Genomic DNA, 20565 nt, shown 5'->3' on the forward strand with positions numbered 1-20565 from the left:
AATGTGATTATAACAAATATGAAAGTGTTTTTTAAGAAAAGGTATGTATAGTTTCTTTTTCGGGATAAAAATGTGAAAACCATATTTAATAGGGTAAACATAGTTACGTTTTTAAATTTTTTTGAAGGGATAGAGTATACTTCAGCTATCAAAATAAAAGGAGAATACTATGAAGAAGAGTAAAGGAAATTTTATTTTTAATGATAGTAAAAGAAAGTACAGTTTAAGAAAAATCTCAGGAATTGGAGTAGTTTCAGCTCTTATTGGGATAATGAGTTTTTCTTCTGTAATATCCAGTCCAGTATCAGCATCTGAAATGGACTTCAAATTAAATTATCATTATGTGTCAACAGATGAGTTATCAAAAGAAGAAATGAATTTAGTTGTTAATGAATTGCCTAAAGATTTAGTTGACGGATCGAATTTATTTGTCGTTTATAAAATTAATTCAAATGACTCATTACCAAATACTGGTAGTACTGCATTGAATTTAGCTTCAATTATTGGAGCTGGTTTAGTATTGATTGGTTTTCAAATCAATAAATCAGGAGATAAAAAGAAAAGAATCGTTAAGAATATTCTGTTGATTTCTTTAGTAGGTGGAGCATTTACAGTTAAATCTGTTTCTGCATTTACTATTTCAAGTTTAGCGAATTATAATCATGTAGAAAAAATTAGTGTAGGAATGAGTATTCCAGATGGAAAGATTAATATTCCTGGTTATCACTTTGTTGGTTATATTGATGGGAAAAATGTGAACTTTGCTGACAATACAATTACTAATTTTTCTAGAGAAGATACAGTAAATAGTGTTAATGAAGTAAGTAGTGTAGAAACACAACAAAGTGTTCAAACTTCAGAATCAGAAAATTCAAAAGAGACAGTGACAAAGGTCAATCAAGAAGAAACTGTAAAAGAGAAAGTTGTTCAACAAGAAACTCAAAAAAATGAAGAAAAGAAACCAATTCAAAACACAAATGAAATGAATAAAGAGGTTCATCATTCTAGTTTAAATAACTTATATGATAATGGAGGAAAAACTTCTAATACAGAAATGAATTCTCAAGATGGAGAAAGTTCTAAAACGAATAACAATATTCAACCTAAAGTTATCAAAAGAATCATTAAGGTTGATGAAGAAGGAAAAATAATCGAAAATATTACAGGTTATACGAAAGTTTTTGAAGATCAACCTGTAGAAACAAAAGAAATTATTGATGGACAAGAAACAACTGTATTAACCATAAAAGAACACTATAAAGCAGAAAAAGTGATTAATGAAAAACTTCCAATAGATAGTAAATTAACCAACGTAGCTATTCCGACTACACTTGTTGAAATTTTATCTGAAGAAATTGTTGATAATGTTACTGAAAATGTAAATAAAGAGATAAAAGAAGATAAAGAGGGTTTGAAAGATTCAGAAGATAAGAAAGTTACTGAGTTAATTGAGACTTCATTGAACACTTCAACTAATAAAGTAGAAAACTCTACTACGCCTAATAATGAAAGTGGTACTAACATTCATAGTACTGAGAAAGCAACTTCTGTAATAGAGGAGAAAGAAGATAAGAAAGAAACTAATTCTCCAACAGAAAAAGTTGCATTAAACAATGTAGATAAGAAAGAAAATACTACCGTTGTTGAAAATAATACTTCTAAACCTAAGGAAAATAATGAAGTAAGTAACCCTGCGAATAATGTAGCATCTATCATTAAAAAAGAAGAACCTAAAACTAATACACAAAAAGTTGTTAGAATGGTTAGAACTACAGAAGAAATACCATTTAAATTGACGGTTAAAGAAGATAATACTCTTGCAGAAGGTGAAAGTAGAGTAGAAGCAGAAGGGAAGTTAGGTAAGAAAACAACAATCCATAAAATTACTTTAGTGAACAATGTTGAGGAAAAGAAAGAAATACTTTTAGAAACTATAGATGAAGCTGAAAATAGAGTTATTGTTGTTGGAACTAAGAAAAATAATGCTACTTCTAATGTGAATAAAGAAGAACATAATAACGATGCTTCACATGAAGATAATAAAGTTGAAAGTAATCAAACATTACCAAAGACAGATTATACAGTTGAAATTACAAATTCAAAAAATAACACTGTTATAAAAAATCGCGAAGAGATTGCTGAAATAGTAAAAAATAGAAATTTATCTTTAAATTTAGAAAAACCAGATAAGGATAAATCTATTCAAACTAAAGTGATTGAAATAAAAGATAATACACTAGATGAAGGAAAACGACAACTACAAGATGTACAAGCTAGTTATGTTACCGTAAACGTTAGAAAAAAAGAAGATAATCTTAATAATAATGAGAAAAATGAATTAGTAACTTCTTTAGATATTCCATTAATTACAAAAGTATATCATGTTGGGACTAAAAATATTAATTTCCCGAGAAAAGATATTGTTGTATCAGGGCATGTTTATGATAGCAAACGTGAAGCTGTGGAAAATGCAACAGTTGGAGTTTATAAAGATGATAAACTCATTTCAAATGTTAATACTGATGTAGATGGGTATACATTTACACATCTACTATCTAATCAAACGTATGTGTTAAAATCTAAAGATTTTGAAGCGAAGATTATTACGATCACAAATAGTGAACCGATTGTTCAAAATATTACTGGTAAATTTGAACTAGGGAAAAAATATTCGGACGATATGGTAAATTACCATTTGAAGAGTAATGTCATTAATGTTGATGATGGACAATATCAAACAAATACAGATGATGGTAAAAAAGTAGTATTATTAAAAGAAATTGATGCACGTGTTGGGGATATAATGATTATTCCACCATCAAAAATTTATGAAACACCTAAGGCAATCAAAGTAACTTCTGTAAATCATGTAAACAATGAAACAGTAATTGAATATAGTACCCCTTCTTTATATGAAGTGATTAATAATATTAAAGTAAAATCATGGAAAACAGATATTAGTAGAGCAACTTTTATCCCAGCAGAGGGTGTGAGAGTAAATACAGAAAAAAATTCAGATGGAAGTTTATATAGAAGTGTTACTGTTGAAGGAAAATTTAAACCTTCTAGTATATCATTAGCGGGTAAAGTAAAAGGTGTTAAGGTTGAAGGTAATATTAATTTTAATATAGCAGGAGAAATTTCTTCAGATGCAATTGAGTTAGGTTTCTATATGCCAAAGATAAATTTTATGAATTTGGATATAAAAGGGAAGCTGAATTTAACTACTGAGGGTTCAGTTAGTGCAAAATTATTTGAACACAACGAAAATGATAAAATAAAATCCAACTCTGAAAATTCTTTAAAATTCAAAATTGGACGTCTTATATTACCTACAACAATCTTTGGTTTTAATGTAGAGTATGATTTAAATATGGTTTCAACTATTGATGGTGAAGTTAGTCTAACACTTTCAAATAATTTTTCAATTGAAAATGCAGTTTCTTTATCTAATTGGAAGCCTAAGTATGATAAAAATATTGAACAAAGATCAGATATTACTGAATTAAGTATAAAAGGGGAAGTTAAAATTGGACCAGAATTATCTGCGACAGGAAAAATATTTCATATTGATTTATTGACATTTTCTGCAGAAGCAGGGTTAGGAGCAGAAGCATCTTACAAAGCAAGAATTAATTCTAAGATTCAAAAATATTCTATTGAAAAGTTTGCTTATTTAACTTTAAAATCTAAATTAGATATTTTAAAGGCAATGAAGGAATTTATTTTATTTCACGATATAGATTTGAATCCAAAATTAGAGCACTTTAATCATGAATATGTATTTTTTGATGGGAAAATCGCTTTAAATAAAGAATTGGAGATAAAAAAAATAGATATTAAAGGTATTCAAAAAGGAGATTATTCAACTTTAGTTGGAACTTGGATGAATAGTGAAGGGCATAAGCTTATTTTTGAAGCAAATGGACTTGTAAGTGAAGATTTCAAAGCGAATTTATCTCATTTTAAAGAATTAAAGGGAACATTAAGTGGATGATTTAAATATAAAAATTATCCAATTGGAGGTGTAGGTGTTTATTTTATTCCTGGTGGAGTTAAAATGGTAGTTGATCACGATTATAATAATTCATTTGTGGATCCTGCTCCAACTGATAAAGATCGAATTTGGATTGGACATCAACTTCCTCGTTCTGAAAAAGATTTTTATTACAGAGTAGATGATTAAATTTTTATTCAAGTTATTCAACAAATCCTGTTGGTGAGAAATCACTGACAGGATTTTTAAATGCAAAAATTCAAAAGATGGATAAGTTGACAAAAATGAAAGATAATGATTTTTTTTTTGATAAAAATCTGTTACAATACTGGTAATAACAAGTTGAGGGAGGAAGCCTTATGGACATTAAAATTGTAAAAAATCAAGAAGAAGGCGCATTAGTTGCATTTGAAGTATTTAAAGAAGCCTATGAAAAGGGAGCAAAGGTTTTTGGTTTAGCAACAGGGTCAAGTCCTCTTGGTTTATATAAAAAAATTCGTCAAAGTTCATTAGATTTTTCGGATAGAGTCTCTGTAAACTTAGATGAATATGCTGGATTATCAAATGAAGATGAACATAGTTATCATTATTTTATGAATGAACAATTATTTGAAGCAAAACCATTTTTAAACAGTTATTTACCAAATGGGCTTGCGGAAGATATTGATGCTGAAGTGGAGCGTTATGAAAAAATTTTACAAGATAATCCAGTTGACTTCCAATTGTTGGGGATAGGGAGTAATGCCCATATTGGATTCAATGAACCGGGAACACCTTTTACACAAAGAACACATAAAGTAGCGTTGGCTCAAGCAACGATTGAAGCGAATAAACGTTTCTTTGAACGTGAAGAAGATGTACCAAGATTTGCTTATTCAATGGGACTACAATCCATTATGGATGCAAAACAAATTGTGTTAATTGCATTCGGGGAAAAGAAAGCAAAAGCAATTTTAGATACGGTTAAAGGGGAAATTACTACGGATGTACCTGCAAGTATTTTACAAAAACATCCTAATGTAACAATTATCGTTGATGAAGCTGCAGCTGCATTATTATAAAGGGTAATAAAATAGGGTATAAAAAGACTCGGGAAAAGGTTTGAAGGATAAAAGGATGTGGTGGTATGGTAAAATTAGTTTTTGCTCGCCATGGTGAATCAGTTTGGAATAAAGCTAATTTATTTACTGGTTGGGCAGATGTTGATTTATCCGAAAAGGGAATTCAACAAGCAATTGATGCTGGTACATTAATTGCAGAAGCAGGAATTGAATTTGATCAAGCGTATACATCAGTATTAAAACGTGCGATTAAAACAACTAATTTAGCTCTGGAAGCTTGTAATCAATTATGGGTTCCAGTAGAAAAATCATGGCGGTTAAATGAACGCCATTATGGTGGCTTGACGGGGAAGAATAAGGCAGAAGCTGCAAAACAATTTGGAGATGAACAAGTTCATATTTGGCGTCGTTCTTATGATGTCTTACCTCCAAAAATGGATCGTGATGATGAACATTCAGCGCATGGGGATCGTCGTTACGAATCGTTAGATGATTCTGCTATTCCAGATACGGAAAATTTAAAAGTGACATTAGAGAGAGTCCTTCCATTTTGGGAAGATAAGATTGCTCCGGATTTAAAAAACGGTAAAAATGTTTTTGTTGGTGCTCATGGTAATTCGATTCGTGCGCTAGTAAAACATATTAAAGGATTGTCAGATGATGAAATTATGGGAGTGGAAATTCCTAATTTTCCACCATTAGTATTTGAATTTGATGAGAAGTTACAAGTAGTGTCAGAATATTTTCTTGGTCAATAAGTTCTTCCAAAGTTTTAAAAATGAATAAATTATACCCTAAGGGCTTATAACTGTACGTAGTGCAAATAAGCCCTTTTATTACGTTTATTTTTAATATGTATGAAAGTAATTTCTAATTTAAAGGGAAAATAAGAATAGATTATCGGATTTTTTGAAATTACTTTCAAAAAAACGAGTAGATATTGAAAATGTTTTCTTATAGAAGTATACTGTTCTTGTAAAGGCTTTTATAAAACTATAAAGGAGGCTGAATATGAGTATTCAAGGGCAATTAATCGTATCTTGCCAAGCGTTGCCACATGAACCGTTGCATAGCGATTTTATTATGGCTCGTATGGCAGTCGCAGCGAAGGAAGGAGGAGCAAAAGGAATTCGAGCAAATTCTGTTATCGACATCAAAGCAATCAAACAAGCAGTTGATTTACCAGTAATTGGAATTATTAAAAGAGATTATAATGATGCAGATGTTTATATTACAGCTACTATTAAAGAAGTAGACGAATTAATGGAAGCAAAACCAGAGATTATTGCGTTGGATGCAACCATTTCTACTCGTCCAAATGGACAAAGTTTAGATGAATTTTATCATGAAATTCGTCAAAAATATCCAGAACAAAAATTAATGGCAGACTGTTCAACGGTAGATGAAATGATTCATGCAGATAAATTAGGATTTGATTACATTGGTAGTACGTTAGTAGGATATACCGAACAAAGTAAAGGAGATAAAATCGAAGCAAACGATTTTGAAATTCTTCGAGAAGTCTTAAAAGTCATTAAACATCCTCTCATTGCAGAGGGAAATATCGATACACCTGAAAAGGTGAAACGTGTACTAGAATTAGGTGCATATAGTGTAGTAGTTGGTTCAGCTATTACAAGACCTCAATTAATTACAAAGAAATTTGTAGAGGCAATTCATTCATAAAAGGAAAATAAATTTTTAGGAGGAAACCATATGTTTAAAGTATTACAAAAAATTGGTAAAGCCTTTATGTTGCCGATTGCTATTTTACCGGCAGCTGGTTTGTTATTAGGGATTGGTGGTGCATTGTCAAATCCAACGACAGTAGCTACTTATCCAGTATTGAATAATCGTACACTGCAAGCTATTTTCACAGTGATGAGCTCAGCAGGGGAAGTTGTATTTGCGAATTTAGCATTATTACTCTGCGTAGGTTTGTGTATTGGTTTAGCAAAACGTGATAAAGGTACAGCAGCACTAGCTGGTGTTACTGGATATTTCGTAATGACAGCAACAATCAAAGCTCTTGTTAAATTATTTATGGCTGAAGGAGCTGCCATTGATACAGGTGTAGTTGGTGCTATCGTAGTAGGTTCTGTAGCGGTTTATTTACATAATCGTTATAGCAATATTCAATTACCTCAATTCTTAGGATTCTTTGGAGGTAGCCGTTTTGTTCCAATCGTAACTTCATTTGCTTCAATTGTAGTTGGAGGAATTTTCTTTATAATTTGGCCTCCATTCCAACAATTATTAGTATCAACTGGTGGCTATATTTCTCAAGCTGGACCATTTGGAACATTCTTATATGGATTCTTAATGCGTCTAAGTGGTGCGGTTGGGTTACACCATATGATTTACCCATTATTCTGGTATACAGAATTAGGAGGAGTGGCAACTGTTGCTGGTCAATCTGTAGCAGGAGCTCAAAAAATCTTCTTTGCTCAATTAGCAGATCCAACACATGTTGGTCTATTTACTGAAGGAACTCGTTTCTTCGCAGGTCGTTTCTCTACAATGATGTTTGGTCTTCCAGCAGCCTGCTTAGCAATGTATCACTGTGTTCCAAAAGATCGTCGTAAAAAATATGCAGGTTTATTCTTTGGGGTAGCTTTAACATCATTCATTACTGGTATTACAGAACCAATTGAATTTATGTTCTTATTCGTAAGTCCAGCACTTTATGTTGTTCACGCATTCTTAGATGGTGTAAGCTTCTTTATTGCTGATATCTTAAATATTTCAATCGGTAATACATTCTCAGGTGGGGTTATCGACTTTACATTATTCGGGGTATTACAAGGTAATGATAAAACAAATTGGCTATTACAAATTCCATTTGGTTTAGTATGGAGTGTTCTATACTATGTAGTATTCAGATGGTTTATCGTTCAATTTAACGTTGCAACTCCAGGACGTTTAGATGAAGAGTTAGCAGATGATGCACAACCGGTTGTAGAAACAAAAGATTCTTTAAAAGAAGATAGCGTTCGTATTATCGAAGCTTTAGGTGGATCAGAAAATATTGAAGATGTAGATGCATGTATTACTCGTTTACGTGTAGCTGTTCGTTCAGTCGATAAAGTAGATAAAGCGACACTAAAAGCAATTGGTGCGGTAGATGTATTAGAAGTTAAAGGTGGAGTTCAAGCTATCTACGGTGCAAAAGCAATTCTATATAAAAACAATATTAACGAAATTTTAGGTGTAGATGATTAATTCCATCAACACGATTTGAAAAGCTAGGGGATGAATTTCTCCTAGCTTTTTATTTTCAAAACACGAAAGACGTAAAATGTGATACACTAATACTATCCAAAAGGTAAGGGAGTAACATTTATGATTTCGTTTGAAAAGAAAGTCACACCATTAATTGAATCCATCTATGACACACTAACTCCTAATGAAAAAACGATTGCTCAATATTTCTTGGAACAAAATGCAACAGATGAATCTTTATCAGCAAGAGCAGTATCGGGGCGGTTATTTGTGTCTATTCCTTCATTGACACGCTTTGCTCAAAAATGTGGTTATAAAGGATATCGTCAATTTATTTATGATTATCAAGAAAGTAAAAAAGAAGGACAAATGATTCATAATGATTTAACAAAGAAAGTGTTAACAGATTATGAGGAATTATTATCAAAATCTTTTTCGTTAATAGATGAATCACAAGTGATTAAAGTTTGTAGTTTGTTGAATAATGCTAAGCGAGTATATATTTATGGACAAGGAAGTTCGGGCTTAGCAGCTCACGAAATGAAATTTAGATTTATGAGATTAGGAATGATATGTGAAGCAATTACGGATTTACATACGATGTTAATGAATCGAGTTCTTGTTGATGAAGACTGTTTAGTCATTGGGATTTCCGTTTCTGCTAATGCAAGTGTTGTTGAAGCAGTTCGACAAGCCAAAAAACAAGGAGCAAAGACGGTGTTAATCACTTCAAAAAGAAGTGAAGACAGTGGGAAAGCATGTGATGAGTTAGTTTTAATAGCGATGAAAAATGCATTAGAACAAGGTGGATTGATTTCACCACAATTTCCGATTTTAGTTATGATTGATATTTTTTATAGTTATTATAAGGAAATTGATAAGGATTATAAACATCATTTATTCTCGAATACATTGACAGCTTTAGGGGCAAAAGAAGATAAAAAAGAATAGGCATAAAGAAGATAAAGAACATGAAAGCGTTTTGTTCTTTATCTTTTTTTATATAAAAACAGGAATTTTTCAAAAATATTTTGGAATGCCTAAAAAACTCTTGACGAAAGAATTCATTTAAGGTAACCTAATTATTGGCATAAGTAATATGAGAAAAAGAAAGGAGATATTCATGATTAAAGTTGAAAATCTTGGTGTATCATATGCAATGCAACCAAATGTACTAAAAGACTGTCATGTAGAAATAAATGGCCCGACAATTTTAGGAATAATTGGTCCTAATGGTGCAGGTAAATCTACCTTTTTAAAAGCAATTTTAGGATTAATTTCACACACGGGAAAAGTGACGTTCGATGGGAAAGAAGCGAGTCAATCATTAGAGAGAATTGCTTATGTTGAACAAAAGAGTAATCTTGATTTTACATTTCCAATTACCATTCGTGAGTGTGTAGCATTAGGGAAAAGTGTAAAAATGAAACCATTTCAGCGTTTAAATGCTCAAGATTGGAAAGATGTAGATGAAGCGATTGAAGAAGTTGGTTTAACAGAATTAGCCCATCGTCCGATAGGAGCATTGTCGGGAGGACAATTCCAAAGGGTATTATTAGCACGTTGTTTAGTGCAGAAAGCAGACTATATCTTCTTAGATGAACCATTTGTAGGGATTGATATGATGAGTGAAAAAGTGATTATGACTTTAATTCGTCAATGGAAAGAAGAAGGTAAAACGATTTTGATGGTACATCATGATTTGTCTAAGGTACGTGATTATTTTGATCAAGTCATTTTAGTGAATCGAGGAATTGTGGATAGTGGTTCTACAGAAACTACTTTTGTTCCTGAAAAAATCAGAAAAACTTACGGTGGAGAAGTTTTTATTGCACAAGGAGGAGCGGCTCATGAATAATTTTTTACAAGGATTAATGAACTATCATTTTGTGCAAAATGCTTTAATTTCTTCTGTTCTAATTGGAGCAGTTGCCGGAATGATTGGATGTTTTATCATTCTTCGTGGAATGTCGTTGATGGGAGATGCGATTTCTCATGCGGTGTTACCAGGGGTAGCATTATCTTTTATTCTTGGTATTAACTTCTTCTTTGGAGCACTAGCATTTGGATTATTAGCATCATTTATTATTGCGTTTATTAATCGAAATAGTGTCGTAAAAAGTGATACTGCGATAGGAATTACCTTTAGTTCGTTTTTAGCTTTAGGGATTATTTTAATCGGTGTTGCAAAAAGTTCAACAGACTTATTCCATATTTTATTCGGGAATATTTTAGCGGTACAAGATTTTGATTTATTGATTACAGCAATTGTTGGAATATTTGTTTTTGTAACGATTATTTCTTACTTTAAAGAATTACAAGTAACGAGTTTTGACCCAGTCTTTGCTCGTTCAGCAGGACTGAATGTATCATTCTATCATTACTTATTGATGTTTCTTTTAGCATTAGTTTCGATTACAGCAATGCAAAGTGTCGGAACAGTTATGATTGTAGCGTTACTGATTACACCAGCAGCAACAGCTTATTTATATTCGAAGAGTTTAAAAACCATGCTTGCTTTATCAGCAATGTTTGGTTCACTTTCTTCGATTGTTGGTTTAGTAATCGGCTATACGTTTAATATTGCGGTAGGTTCTACGATTGTATTAACTGCTGCAGCATTCTTTGTGATTAGTTTTATTGTATCACCAAAACAAAGGGAAGGTAGGAAAAAAGCATGAAAATCGGGAAGTTATTAACAGTCGGTTTATTATCATTAGTAGGTTTTGCAGGATGTGCAAGTAATTCATCTTCTTCAACTACAACAAAAAGTAATGAACCTAAAAAAGTACAAGTAGTAGCAACAAACTCTATCATTTATGATATTACAAAAAATGTTGCTGGGGATTTAGCGGACATTCACAGTATTGTTCCAGTTGGACAAGATCCACACGAATATGAACCATTACCACAAGATGTACAAAAAATTCATGATGCAGATTTAATTTTCTATAATGGAATTAACTTAGAAAATGCAGATGATGCTTGGTTTACAAAAATGGTTAAAAATGCTGGTAAAGTAGCAGATAAAGATTACTTTGCAGTAAGTGATGGCGTTGATGTAATTTACCTTGAAGGGGAAAAAGAAAAAGGTAAAGAAGACCCTCATGCATGGTTAAACATCGAAAATGGTGTGATTTATGCTAAAAACATTGCAAAACAATTAATTGCAAAAGATCCAGAACATAAAGATACTTACCAAAAGAATCTTGATAAATATGTTGCTGAGTTGGATAAATTAGATAAAGACGCAAAAGAACGTCTTGCTAAAATTCCAGAAGAGAAAAAATTAATTGTTACAAGTGAAGGATGCTTCAAGTACTTCTCTAAAGCTTATGGAGTTCCATCAGCTTACATCTGGGAAATTAATACTGAAGAAGAAGGTACTCCTGAACAAACAACTCGTTTAGTAGAAATTCTTAAAAAATCTAAAGTTCCTTCATTATTCGTTGAATCAAGTGTTGATGACCGTCCGATGAAGACAGTTTCACAAGAATCAGGTAAGCCAATTTACTCAACAATCTTTACTGACTCAGTTGCTGAAAAAGGTAAAGATGGAGATAGCTACTTAAGCATGATGAAATGGAACTTAACAAAAATTATTGAAGGTTTAGAAAAATAATTAAGCAGTCTAATAGTATGGTGAGCTATAAAACTGCAAATAAGCCAGAGCTTTAGCTCTGGCTTTTTTGCGGTTAAATTACTTTAATAACGCCACCTGAGGGAATCGAACCCCCATTATAAGAACCGGAATCTTATGTGATATCCATTACACTAAGATGGCTAACAATGTAAGAATATTTTATCCAAATTCATATGAAAAAACAAGAAGAAACTCTTACAAAAAAAGACTAGAAATAACAAGGAATAGATAAGAAAGAGGATGATATGAAAAGAAACCAAGATAAAATAAGGGACTAAAAGTGTCCCTTTAAATTTCTTTTTTAAAAAATATTAAACACTTTCAAGTTGCATTTTACAAAGATTGTTGGTACAATATTTTTGTAATTAAAAAAGTTTTCTATGTATAGATAACTAGTTTTTAGGGACGGTTTTTAGCCCAGTAATGAAATGAAGGGAATTGGAATTATGGATTGTATGACATTAATGCAACTTCTAGTCCCCGAAAGCAATCAATTGTTAAAAATTCGTTTCCAAATTTTGCGAGCGATACAACAAACACAACCGATTGGTCGAAGAGGGCTTGCTAAACAGTTGGAAATATCAGAACGTGTTCTTCGTTCTGAAACGGATATACTAAAAGAACAAGGTTTAATTACATATTCTGCAAAAGGAATGTTAGTCACGGATTTAGGGAAAGAGACTTATCTAGGATTAACAACGATTATTCAACAGTGTATTGAGATGACTACTTTTGAAAAGGAAGTTTCTAAAAAGTTAGGAATTAGATTTTGTAAAGTAGTGCATGAAAGCAATCCTAAAAAAGGGATGCAGATTAGTCATCAAGTACAAGAATTGATGAAATGGATGTTGCCAGTTGATCAATCAATCGTAACAGTAACGGGTGGTAGAACGATGGCGACGGTAGCAGAATATTTTTCAAAAGAGATTTTACAACAAAGAGAGATTTCTTTTGTCCCTGCTAGAGGAGGAGTGGGAGGTTCCACTTTAATCCAAGCAAACAGTGTTAGTGAGAAGATGGCGACAAAAACAGGTGGAGAACATTTTTCATTATATGTTCCAGAACATGTAAGTAAAGAAACGTATTTACCTTTATTACAAGAACCATTAGTTTCGCAAACATTAACAATGATGAAACAAGCGAATTGCTTATTATATAGTGTTGGAAATGCAAGTGTTATGGCTGAAAGAAGAGGGTTGTTACCTCAAGAAAGTCAATTCATTGCCAATCAACGAGCAGTTGGTGAAGCGTTTGGTTGTTTCTTCGATGCAAAAGGAAAGGTCGTTTTTAAACTTCCACGAGTAGGTTTGCATCTTAGTGATTTAGAGTCAATTCCGCATAGTATTGCGATTGTGGAAGGCGCTCAAAAGGCAGAAGCATTAAAAGCTTATGCCAAATTAGCTCCTATCGATCGAACATGGTTTGTTCTCGATGAGAGTTTAGCAAATATGGTTTTGAACGGGGTAACCCGCTAAAAATAAAAAAAATATATTCCTAGGAGGAAAAACTATTATGACAGTTAAAGTTGGTATTAACGGTTTCGGACGTATTGGACGTTTAGCATTCCGTCGTATTCAAGAAGTGGAAGGGTTAGAAGTTGTTGCAATCAACGACTTAACAGATGCTAAACAATTAGCACACTTATTAAAATACGATTCAACACAAGGACGTTTCAACGGAGAAGTTGAAGTATTAGAAGGCGCATTCCGCGTAAACGGTAAAGAAGTTAAAGTATTAGCTAACCGTAATCCTGAAGAATTACCATGGGGAGAATTAGGCGTTGATATCGTTTTAGAATGTACTGGTTTCTTCACTTCTAAAGAAAAAGCTGAATTACACTTAAAAGGTGGAGCTAAACGTGTTGTTATCTCTGCTCCTGGTGGTAACGATGTACCAACAGTTGTTTACAACGTAAACCACGACATTTTAACAGGTAAAGAAACAGTTATCTCTGGTGCTTCATGTACTACAAACTGTTTAGCACCTATGGCTAAAGCTTTAAACGATAACTTCGGAATCGTTGAAGGTTTAATGACTACAATTCATGGTTACACAGGTGACCAAAATACATTAGACGCTCCACATCCAAAAGGAGACTTACGTCGTGCTCGTGCTGCAGCTGTAAACATCGTTCCTAACACAACTGGTGCTGCTAAAGCTATCGGTTTAGTAATTCCAGAATTAAACGGTAAATTAGATGGAGCTGCTCAACGTGTTCCTGTACCAACAGGTTCATTAACAGAATTAGTAACAGTATTAGAAAAACCAGTAACAGCTGAAGAAATTAATGCTGCTATGAAAGCTGCTGCAACTGAATCTTACGGATACACTGAAGAGCCATTAGTATCTACTGATATCGTAGGTATCACTTATGGATCATTATTTGATGCAACTCAAACTAAAGTAATGACTGTAGGCGACAAACAATTAGTTAAAACAGTTTCTTGGTACGATAACGAAATGTCATATACTGCACAATTAATTCGTACTTTAGAATACTTTGCAAATCTATAATTTAAAGTTTTGATATAGCTAATCGTATCGAATTTTTCAGGGCGATGGGAGCATTCGCTTCCTCGCCCTGTTTTCATAATGTGGGTATTACACTCGCTCCAAATATTTAAAACTTAGGAGGCTATTCTATGGCTAAAAAAATTGTAACAGATTTATCTGTTGGAGGAAAAAAAGTATTAGTACGTGTTGACTTCAACGTTCCATTAAAAAATGGAGTTATTACAGATGACAACCGTATTGTACAAGCATTACCAACTATTCAATATTTAATTGATAATCATGCTAAAGTAATTCTTTTCTCTCACTTAGGAAAAGTAAAATCTGAAGAAGATAAAGCTCTTTTAAGCTTACGTCCAGTTGCTGAACGTTTATCAGAATTATTGAAAAAAGAAGTAACATTTGTTCCAGAAACACGTGGAGAAGCATTAGAAACAGCTATTAATGGTTTAGCTGAAGGAGATGTTTTATTATTTGAAAACACTCGTTTCGAAGATTTAGATGGCAAAAAAGAATCTAAAAACGATCCTGAGTTAGGCAAATATTGGGCATCTTTAGGAGAGTTGTTCGTAAATGATGCATTTGGTACAGCTCACCGTTCTCACGCTTCAAACGTAGGAATTGCTAGCCAATTAGAAACTGCTGCTGGTTTCTTAATGGAAAAAGAAATTAAATTTATCGGTGGAGCAGTAGATACACCAGAACGTCCATTCGTTGCAATTTTAGGTGGAGCAAAAGTTTCAGATAAAATTGGTGTAATCGAAAGCTTAATCGATAAAGCTGATAAAGTATTAATCGGTGGAGGAATGGCTTATACATTCTTCAAAGCTATGGGTCGTGAAGTTGGTCTATCATTATTAGAAGTAGACCGTATTGAATTAGCAAAACAAATTATGGAAAAAGCTGGCGATAAATTAGTATTACCAATCGATAACGTAGTTGCAAAAGAATTTTCAAACGATGCAGTTGCAACAATTGTACCATCTGACCAAATTCCAGCCGATCAAGAAGGGTTAGACGTAGGTCCTGAAACAGTAGCATTATTTGCTAGCTACTTAAAAGATGCGAAAACAGTTGTATGGAATGGACCAATGGGTGTATTCGAATTATCTAACTTTGCTAAAGGAACAATTGGTGTTTGTGAAGCAATTGCAGATTTACAAGGCGCTACAACAATTATCGGTGGTGGGGATTCTGCAGCAGCAGCAATTTCTTTAGGATATGCGGATAAATTCACTCATATCTCAACTGGTGGTGGAGCTTCATTAGAATACTTAGAAGGTAAAGAATTACCTGGTGTAGCTTCAATTAGTGATAAATAATTTAAAAATAATGAAAAAGACTCACTGAAATGATTCGTTCATTTTTGTGAGTCTGCTTCATAAACAATTTTAGGAGGAAAAATTATGCGTAAACCAATTATTGCAGGAAACTGGAAAATGAATAAAAACCCTAAAGAAACTCAAGCATTTGTTGAGGCTTTAGCAGGCAAATTACCATCATCAGAAGTTGTTGAGTCTGCTGTAGCAGCTCCAGCAGTTGATTTAAGTACTTTATTAGCAGCAGCTGAAGGTTCAGAATTAAAAGTAGCTGCTCAAAACTGCTACTTTGAACAAGAAGGTGCTTATACAGGAGAAACTTCTCCAAAAGTATTATCTGAAATGGGCGTTCACTATGTTGTAATTGGACACTCAGAACGTCGTGAATATTTCCACGAAACTGATGCAGATATTAACAAAAAAGCAAAAGCAATTTTTGCAAATGGTATGTTACCAATCATCTGTTGTGGTGAAACATTAGAAACTTATGAAGCAGGTAAAGCTGCTGAGTTTGTGGGTGCACAAGTTTCTGCTGCATTAGAAGGATTATCAAATGAACAAGTTTCATCATTAGTCATTGCATATGAACCAATTTGGGCAATCGGAACTGGTAAATCAGCTTCTCAAGATGATGCTCAAAAAATGTGTAAAGTAGTACGTGACGTTGTAGCAGCAGACTTCGGTCAAGAAGTTGCAGATAAAGTACGTGTACAATATGGTGGTTCTGTTAAACCTGAAAACATTAAAGAATACATGGCTTGTCCAGATGTGGACGGGGCTTTAGTAGGTGGAGCGAGCTTACAACCTGAATCATTCTTAGCTTTATTGGAGGCAGTAAAATAATGTCTAAATCACCAGTAGCGATTATTATCTTAGATGGTTTCGGATGGAGACCAGAAGTAGAAGGTAACGCTGTAGCACAAGCAAATAAACCAAATTTTGACCGTTATTATAACGAATTTCCTCATACAACATTGAAAGCTTCTGGATTAGATGTAGGTCTACCAGATGGACAAATGGGGAACTCAGAAGTAGGTCATACAAATATCGGTGCAGGTCGTATCGTATACCAAAGCTTAACTCGTATTGACAAAGCAATTTTAGATGGTGAATTCGATACAAATCCAGCATTAAATGGTGCGTTTAATCATGTATTAGAAAATGGTTCTGCATTACACTTATTCGGATTATTATCTGATGGTGGAGTACACAGCCATATCAATCATTTATTAGCATTAATTGAAACAGCTAAAGCAAAAGGAATCTCTAAAGTTTATGTGCATGCATTCATGGATGGACGTGACGTGGATCCAAAAGCTGGTCCATTTTATATCAAAACATTAGAAGAAAAAATTGCAGAAGTTGGAGTAGGTCAAATCGCAACAGTATCAGGTCGTTACTATGCAATGGACCGTGACAAACGTTGGGAACGTGTTCAATTAGCTTATGATGCTATTGCTCATGCAAAAGGCCCTCAATTCGAATCAGCACAAGCAGTGATTGAACATAGTTATGCTGAAAATGTAACAGATGAATTTGTTATTCCATCAGTAATTGTTAAAGACGGACAACCAGTTGCGAAAATTGAAGAAAATGATGCAGTTATCTTCTTTAATTTCCGTCCTGACCGTGCGATTCAATTATCAAATGCATTCACAGATAAAGAGTGGACAAACTTTGATCGTGGTGAACATGCTGCAAATGTTAAATTTGTGACAATGACATTATACAATCCAAGTGTAGATGCAGAAGTTGCATTCCCACCAATTCCTATGACAAATGTTTTAGGAGAAGTTTTATCTAAAGCAGGATTAGCGCAATTACGTATTGCTGAAACAGAGAAATATCCACACGTAACCTTCTTTATGAATGGTGGACGTAATGAAGAATTCACAGGAGAAAACCGTATTTTAATTCCTTCTCCAAAAGTTGCAACATATGACTTAAAACCTGAAATGAGTTGTTATGAAGTTGGAGATGCATTATATAACTCTATTCAAAACGATGAAAATGATGCGATTATCTTAAACTTCGCAAATCCAGATATGGTTGGACACTCAGGTATGTTAGAACCAACGATTAAAGCAATCGAAGCAGTAGATGAAAATTTAGGAAAAGTAGTGGATGCTATTTTAGCTAAAGGTGGTACTGCCATTATCTTTGCTGACCACGGTAACTCTGAAACAATGGTTACACCAGAAGGTACACCGCATACTGCCCATACAACAGTTCCAGTTCCAGTTATTGTAACGAAAAAAGGCATTACATTACGTGAGGGTGGTCGTTTAGCAGACGTTGCGCCAACAATGTTAGACTTATTGAATGTAGCAAAACCTGAAGAAATGACAGGCGAAAGCTTAATTCAAAAATAATCTTAAAAAAATAATTTCAATTTCAGGAAAATATTGCATATAAAGCATTTTTCGACTAAAATAGAAACGTACAAATAAATATAAAGGAGTTAATAAATCATGCCATTTATTACAGATGTATTAGCAAGAGAAGTATTAGATTCACGTGGTAACCCAACTATCGAAGTTGAAGTTTACACAGAAAGCGGAGCGTTCGGACGCGGTATGGTTCCTTCAGGAGCTTCTACTGGTGAATACGAAGCAGTTGAATTACGTGATGGCGACAAATCTCGTTACTTAGGAAAAGGAGTTCAAAAAGCTGTTGATAATGTAAACAACATTATTGCTGAAGCAATCATCGGTTTTGACGTTCGCGAACAAATGGCGATCGACAAATTAATGATCGAATTAGATGGAACTCCAAACAAAGGTAAATTAGGAGCTAACGCAATTTTAGGCGTATCTATCGCTGTTGCTCGTGCGGCTGCTGATTACTTAGATCAACCATTATACCAATACTTAGGTGGATTCAACACTAAAGTATTACCAACACCAATGATGAACATCGTTAACGGTGGATCTCACTCAGATGCTCCAATCGCATTCCAAGAGTTCATGATTTTACCAGTTGGTGCACCAACATTCAAAGAAGCTTTACGTTGGGGTGCTGAAGTATTCCATGCATTAAAAGCTATTTTACACGACCGTGGTTTAGTAACTGCTGTAGGTGACGAAGGTGGTTTCGCTCCAACATTTGAAGGTACTGAAGATGCTGTAGAAACAATCTTAGCTGCTATTAAAAAAGTTGGTTTAGAACCAGGTAAAGATGTATTCTTAGGATTTGACTGTGCTTCATCAGAATTCTTCAAAGATGGCGTATACGACTACACAATCTTCGAAGGTGAAAAAGGTGCTAAACGTACTCCTGCTGAACAAGTAGAATACTTAGCTGAATTAGTTGAGAAATACCCAATCATTACAATCGAAGACGGCTGTGACGAAAATGACTGGGATGGATGGAAATTATTAACTGAACGCTTAGGTGGTAAAGTTCAATTAGTAGGTGACGATTTATTCGTAACTAATACTGAAATCTTATCTCGTGGTATTGCACAAGGTGTTGCAAACTCAATCTTAATCAAAGTTAACCAAATTGGTACTTTAACTGAAACATTCAACGCAATTGAAATGGCTCAAAAAGCTGGATATACTGCAGTTGTATCACACCGTTCAGGTGAAACTGAAGATTCAACAATTGCTGATATCGCAGTTGCTACAAATGCTGGACAAATCAAAACTGGTTCATTAAGCCGTACAGACCGTATTGCTAAATACAACCAATTATTACGTATTGAAGATCAATTAGGTGACTTAGCTGTTTACCAAGGTCTTTCAGCATTCTACAACTTAAAAAAATAATCACATTTTAGGATGTTTTTAGAGGGCTAGCATTTTGCTAGCCCTATTTTTTATATTAGAAAGGGGTGCAAACATGATATACACCATTACGTTTAATCCAGCGGTAGATTTAGTTATTCAAGTTCCAAATTGTCAATTAGGAACCTTAAATCGATCAATGAGTGAGGAATATGTAGCAGGTGGTAAAGGGATTAATATATCGGTTGTATTAAAACGACTAGGAGTTGATAATATTGCTACAGGATTTCTGGGAGGATTTACAGGGAAGTTTATTGAAGAATTTCTTGAAAAAGAAGGTGTTATAACTTACTTTATTTCTGTAGATGGTACTACAAGAATTAATGTTAAAGTAAAAGGAGAAGTTGAGACTGAAATCAATGCAGCTGGTGCTACTGTAAATACTAAAAAACTTCAACAACTAGTGAGATATTTGGAAGAGCATTTACAAGAAGAGGATATCGTATTTTTAGCGGGAAATGCTGCACCAGGACTAGATGAGACGTCTTATGTTGAAATTGCAAAGCTTTGTCATGCAAGAGGGGTAAAGTTAGTGCTAGATACAACAAAAACTTCATTGTTAGCCTGTTTACCTTATCAACCATTTATGATTAAGCCGAACCAACATGAATTAGAAGAATTATTTGGAGTGAATATTAAGACTCAAGACGAAATCATTTATTATGCATTTCAATTACAGAAAAAAGGTGCTTGTAATGTGTTAGTGTCTTGTGGGAGTGAAGGAGCATTTTTAGTTAGTGAAACAGGGGAAGTATTTGCTTCGAATGTTCCAACAGGAAAGTTGATTAATTCAGTAGGAGCAGGAGATTCAATGCTAGCTGCTTTTATGGCGAAATTTATTGAAACAAGTGATTATAAGGAGAGTCTAAAGCAAGGAGCAGCTGCTGGAAGTGCAACAGCTTTTTCGACAGGGATTGCAACAAAAACGATCATCAATACATTGTTATCAAAAATTGAAATAAGAAAAATTCAACATTAGGTTCTGAAAATGAAAAAATGAGTTGAAAAAAAGTGAAAAAGGGAG

At 33.6% G+C, this 20565-nt stretch carries 17 protein-coding genes and 1 tRNA gene; 17 read left to right on the forward strand and 1 reads right to left on the reverse strand.

Annotation, left to right across the window (positions count from 1 at the left end; genetic code table 11):
• Positions 1–169: 169 nt before the first annotated feature.
• From RWM24_RS06015 to RWM24_RS06060, 10 genes are all read left to right on the forward strand, one after another.
• Positions 170–3997 carry a G5 domain-containing protein gene (locus RWM24_RS06015; RefSeq protein ID WP_314112502.1) on the forward strand — a complete coding sequence of 1276 codons (3828 nt, stop codon included), beginning with the start codon at positions 170–172 and terminating at the stop codon, positions 3995–3997.
• Between the two features lie 63 nt (positions 3998–4060).
• Positions 4061–4186 (forward strand): hypothetical protein, encoded by a 126-nt coding sequence (locus tag RWM24_RS06020; protein WP_314112503.1) that lies wholly within the window; start codon positions 4061–4063, stop codon positions 4184–4186.
• A 170-nt stretch (positions 4187–4356) separates the two neighbouring features.
• The gene (locus RWM24_RS06025; RefSeq protein ID WP_314112504.1) at positions 4357–5058 is read left to right on the forward strand and encodes a glucosamine-6-phosphate deaminase; all 702 of its coding nucleotides are present in this window, start codon (positions 4357–4359) and stop codon (positions 5056–5058) included.
• Between the two features lie 65 nt (positions 5059–5123).
• Positions 5124–5816 (forward strand): phosphoglycerate mutase, encoded by a 693-nt coding sequence (locus RWM24_RS06030; protein WP_314112506.1) that lies wholly within the window; start codon positions 5124–5126, stop codon positions 5814–5816.
• A 253-nt stretch (positions 5817–6069) separates the two neighbouring features.
• On the forward strand, positions 6070–6744 hold the full coding sequence (locus tag RWM24_RS06035; RefSeq protein ID WP_314112508.1) for an N-acetylmannosamine-6-phosphate 2-epimerase: 675 nt from the start codon (positions 6070–6072) through the stop codon (positions 6742–6744).
• A 30-nt stretch (positions 6745–6774) separates the two neighbouring features.
• Entirely contained in the window at positions 6775–8280 is a 1506-nt protein-coding gene (locus RWM24_RS06040) for a PTS transporter subunit EIIC (RefSeq protein WP_314112509.1), read from the forward strand.
• Positions 8281–8400: 120 nt separating this feature from the next.
• Complete coding sequence (locus tag RWM24_RS06045) at positions 8401–9231, forward strand: MurR/RpiR family transcriptional regulator (protein ID WP_314112511.1); 831 nt, start codon at positions 8401–8403, stop codon at positions 9229–9231.
• 172 nt (positions 9232–9403) lie between these two features.
• On the forward strand, positions 9404–10138 hold the full coding sequence (locus RWM24_RS06050; RefSeq protein ID WP_314112513.1) for a metal ABC transporter ATP-binding protein: 735 nt from the start codon (positions 9404–9406) through the stop codon (positions 10136–10138).
• Positions 10131–10961, forward strand: a complete 831-nt coding sequence (locus RWM24_RS06055; RefSeq protein WP_006703952.1) for a metal ABC transporter permease — start codon at positions 10131–10133, stop codon at positions 10959–10961. Before RWM24_RS06050 ends, RWM24_RS06055 begins: the two co-directional genes overlap by 8 nt.
• Entirely contained in the window at positions 10958–11902 is a 945-nt protein-coding gene (locus tag RWM24_RS06060; protein WP_314112515.1) for a metal ABC transporter substrate-binding protein, read from the forward strand. Before RWM24_RS06055 ends, RWM24_RS06060 begins: the two co-directional genes overlap by 4 nt.
• 90 nt (positions 11903–11992) lie before the next feature.
• Here the strand turns inward: RWM24_RS06060 and RWM24_RS06065 are convergent.
• Positions 11993–12064, reverse strand: a tRNA-Arg gene (locus RWM24_RS06065).
• 305 nt (positions 12065–12369) lie between these two features.
• On the opposite strand from RWM24_RS06065, the gene RWM24_RS06070 reads away from it, so the two are divergent.
• From RWM24_RS06070 to pfkB, 7 genes are all read left to right on the forward strand, one after another.
• Positions 12370–13398 (forward strand): sugar-binding domain-containing protein, encoded by a 1029-nt coding sequence (locus RWM24_RS06070; RefSeq protein ID WP_314112517.1) that lies wholly within the window; start codon positions 12370–12372, stop codon positions 13396–13398.
• A gap of 37 nt (positions 13399–13435) precedes the next feature.
• The gene (gene gap, locus RWM24_RS06075) at positions 13436–14437 is read left to right on the forward strand and encodes a type I glyceraldehyde-3-phosphate dehydrogenase (protein WP_314112519.1); all 1002 of its coding nucleotides are present in this window, start codon (positions 13436–13438) and stop codon (positions 14435–14437) included.
• Between the two features lie 128 nt (positions 14438–14565).
• Positions 14566–15756: a phosphoglycerate kinase gene (locus RWM24_RS06080; protein WP_314112521.1), complete on the forward strand. Its 1191-nt coding sequence runs from the start codon at positions 14566–14568 to the stop codon at positions 15754–15756.
• A gap of 81 nt (positions 15757–15837) precedes the next feature.
• The gene (tpiA, locus tag RWM24_RS06085) at positions 15838–16596 is read left to right on the forward strand and encodes a triose-phosphate isomerase (protein ID WP_314112551.1); all 759 of its coding nucleotides are present in this window, start codon (positions 15838–15840) and stop codon (positions 16594–16596) included.
• Complete coding sequence (gene gpmI / locus RWM24_RS06090) at positions 16596–18125, forward strand: 2,3-bisphosphoglycerate-independent phosphoglycerate mutase (protein ID WP_314112523.1); 1530 nt, start codon at positions 16596–16598, stop codon at positions 18123–18125. Before tpiA ends, gpmI begins: the two co-directional genes overlap by 1 nt.
• A gap of 99 nt (positions 18126–18224) precedes the next feature.
• On the forward strand, positions 18225–19523 hold the full coding sequence (gene eno, locus RWM24_RS06095) for a phosphopyruvate hydratase (protein WP_006703959.1): 1299 nt from the start codon (positions 18225–18227) through the stop codon (positions 19521–19523).
• Positions 19524–19596: 73 nt separating this feature from the next.
• Positions 19597–20520, forward strand: a complete 924-nt coding sequence (gene pfkB, locus RWM24_RS06100) for a 1-phosphofructokinase (RefSeq protein WP_314112525.1) — start codon at positions 19597–19599, stop codon at positions 20518–20520.
• Positions 20521–20565: the final 45 nt, after the last annotated feature.

The sequence above is a fragment of the uncultured Granulicatella sp. genome, from assembly GCF_963516875.1.
Lineage (GTDB): Bacteria > Bacillota > Bacilli > Lactobacillales > Aerococcaceae > Granulicatella.

Coding starts and splice junctions, on each gene's coding strand:
- RWM24_RS06015 (WP_314112502.1), top strand. CDS start 170: ATGAAGAAGAGTAAAGGAAATTTTATTTTTAATGATAGTAAAAGAAAG.
- RWM24_RS06020 (WP_314112503.1), top strand. CDS start 4,061: ATGGTAGTTGATCACGATTATAATAATTCATTTGTGGATCCTGCTCCA.
- RWM24_RS06025 (WP_314112504.1), top strand. CDS start 4,357: ATGGACATTAAAATTGTAAAAAATCAAGAAGAAGGCGCATTAGTTGCA.
- RWM24_RS06030 (WP_314112506.1), top strand. CDS start 5,124: ATGGTAAAATTAGTTTTTGCTCGCCATGGTGAATCAGTTTGGAATAAA.
- RWM24_RS06035 (WP_314112508.1), top strand. CDS start 6,070: ATGAGTATTCAAGGGCAATTAATCGTATCTTGCCAAGCGTTGCCACAT.
- RWM24_RS06040 (WP_314112509.1), top strand. CDS start 6,775: ATGTTTAAAGTATTACAAAAAATTGGTAAAGCCTTTATGTTGCCGATT.
- RWM24_RS06045 (WP_314112511.1), top strand. CDS start 8,401: ATGATTTCGTTTGAAAAGAAAGTCACACCATTAATTGAATCCATCTAT.
- RWM24_RS06050 (WP_314112513.1), top strand. CDS start 9,404: ATGATTAAAGTTGAAAATCTTGGTGTATCATATGCAATGCAACCAAAT.
- RWM24_RS06055 (WP_006703952.1), top strand. CDS start 10,131: ATGAATAATTTTTTACAAGGATTAATGAACTATCATTTTGTGCAAAAT.
- RWM24_RS06060 (WP_314112515.1), top strand. CDS start 10,958: ATGAAAATCGGGAAGTTATTAACAGTCGGTTTATTATCATTAGTAGGT.
- RWM24_RS06070 (WP_314112517.1), top strand. CDS start 12,370: ATGGATTGTATGACATTAATGCAACTTCTAGTCCCCGAAAGCAATCAA.
- gap (WP_314112519.1), top strand. CDS start 13,436: ATGACAGTTAAAGTTGGTATTAACGGTTTCGGACGTATTGGACGTTTA.
- RWM24_RS06080 (WP_314112521.1), top strand. CDS start 14,566: ATGGCTAAAAAAATTGTAACAGATTTATCTGTTGGAGGAAAAAAAGTA.
- gpmI (WP_314112523.1), top strand. CDS start 16,596: ATGTCTAAATCACCAGTAGCGATTATTATCTTAGATGGTTTCGGATGG.
- eno (WP_006703959.1), top strand. CDS start 18,225: ATGCCATTTATTACAGATGTATTAGCAAGAGAAGTATTAGATTCACGT.
- pfkB (WP_314112525.1), top strand. CDS start 19,597: ATGATATACACCATTACGTTTAATCCAGCGGTAGATTTAGTTATTCAA.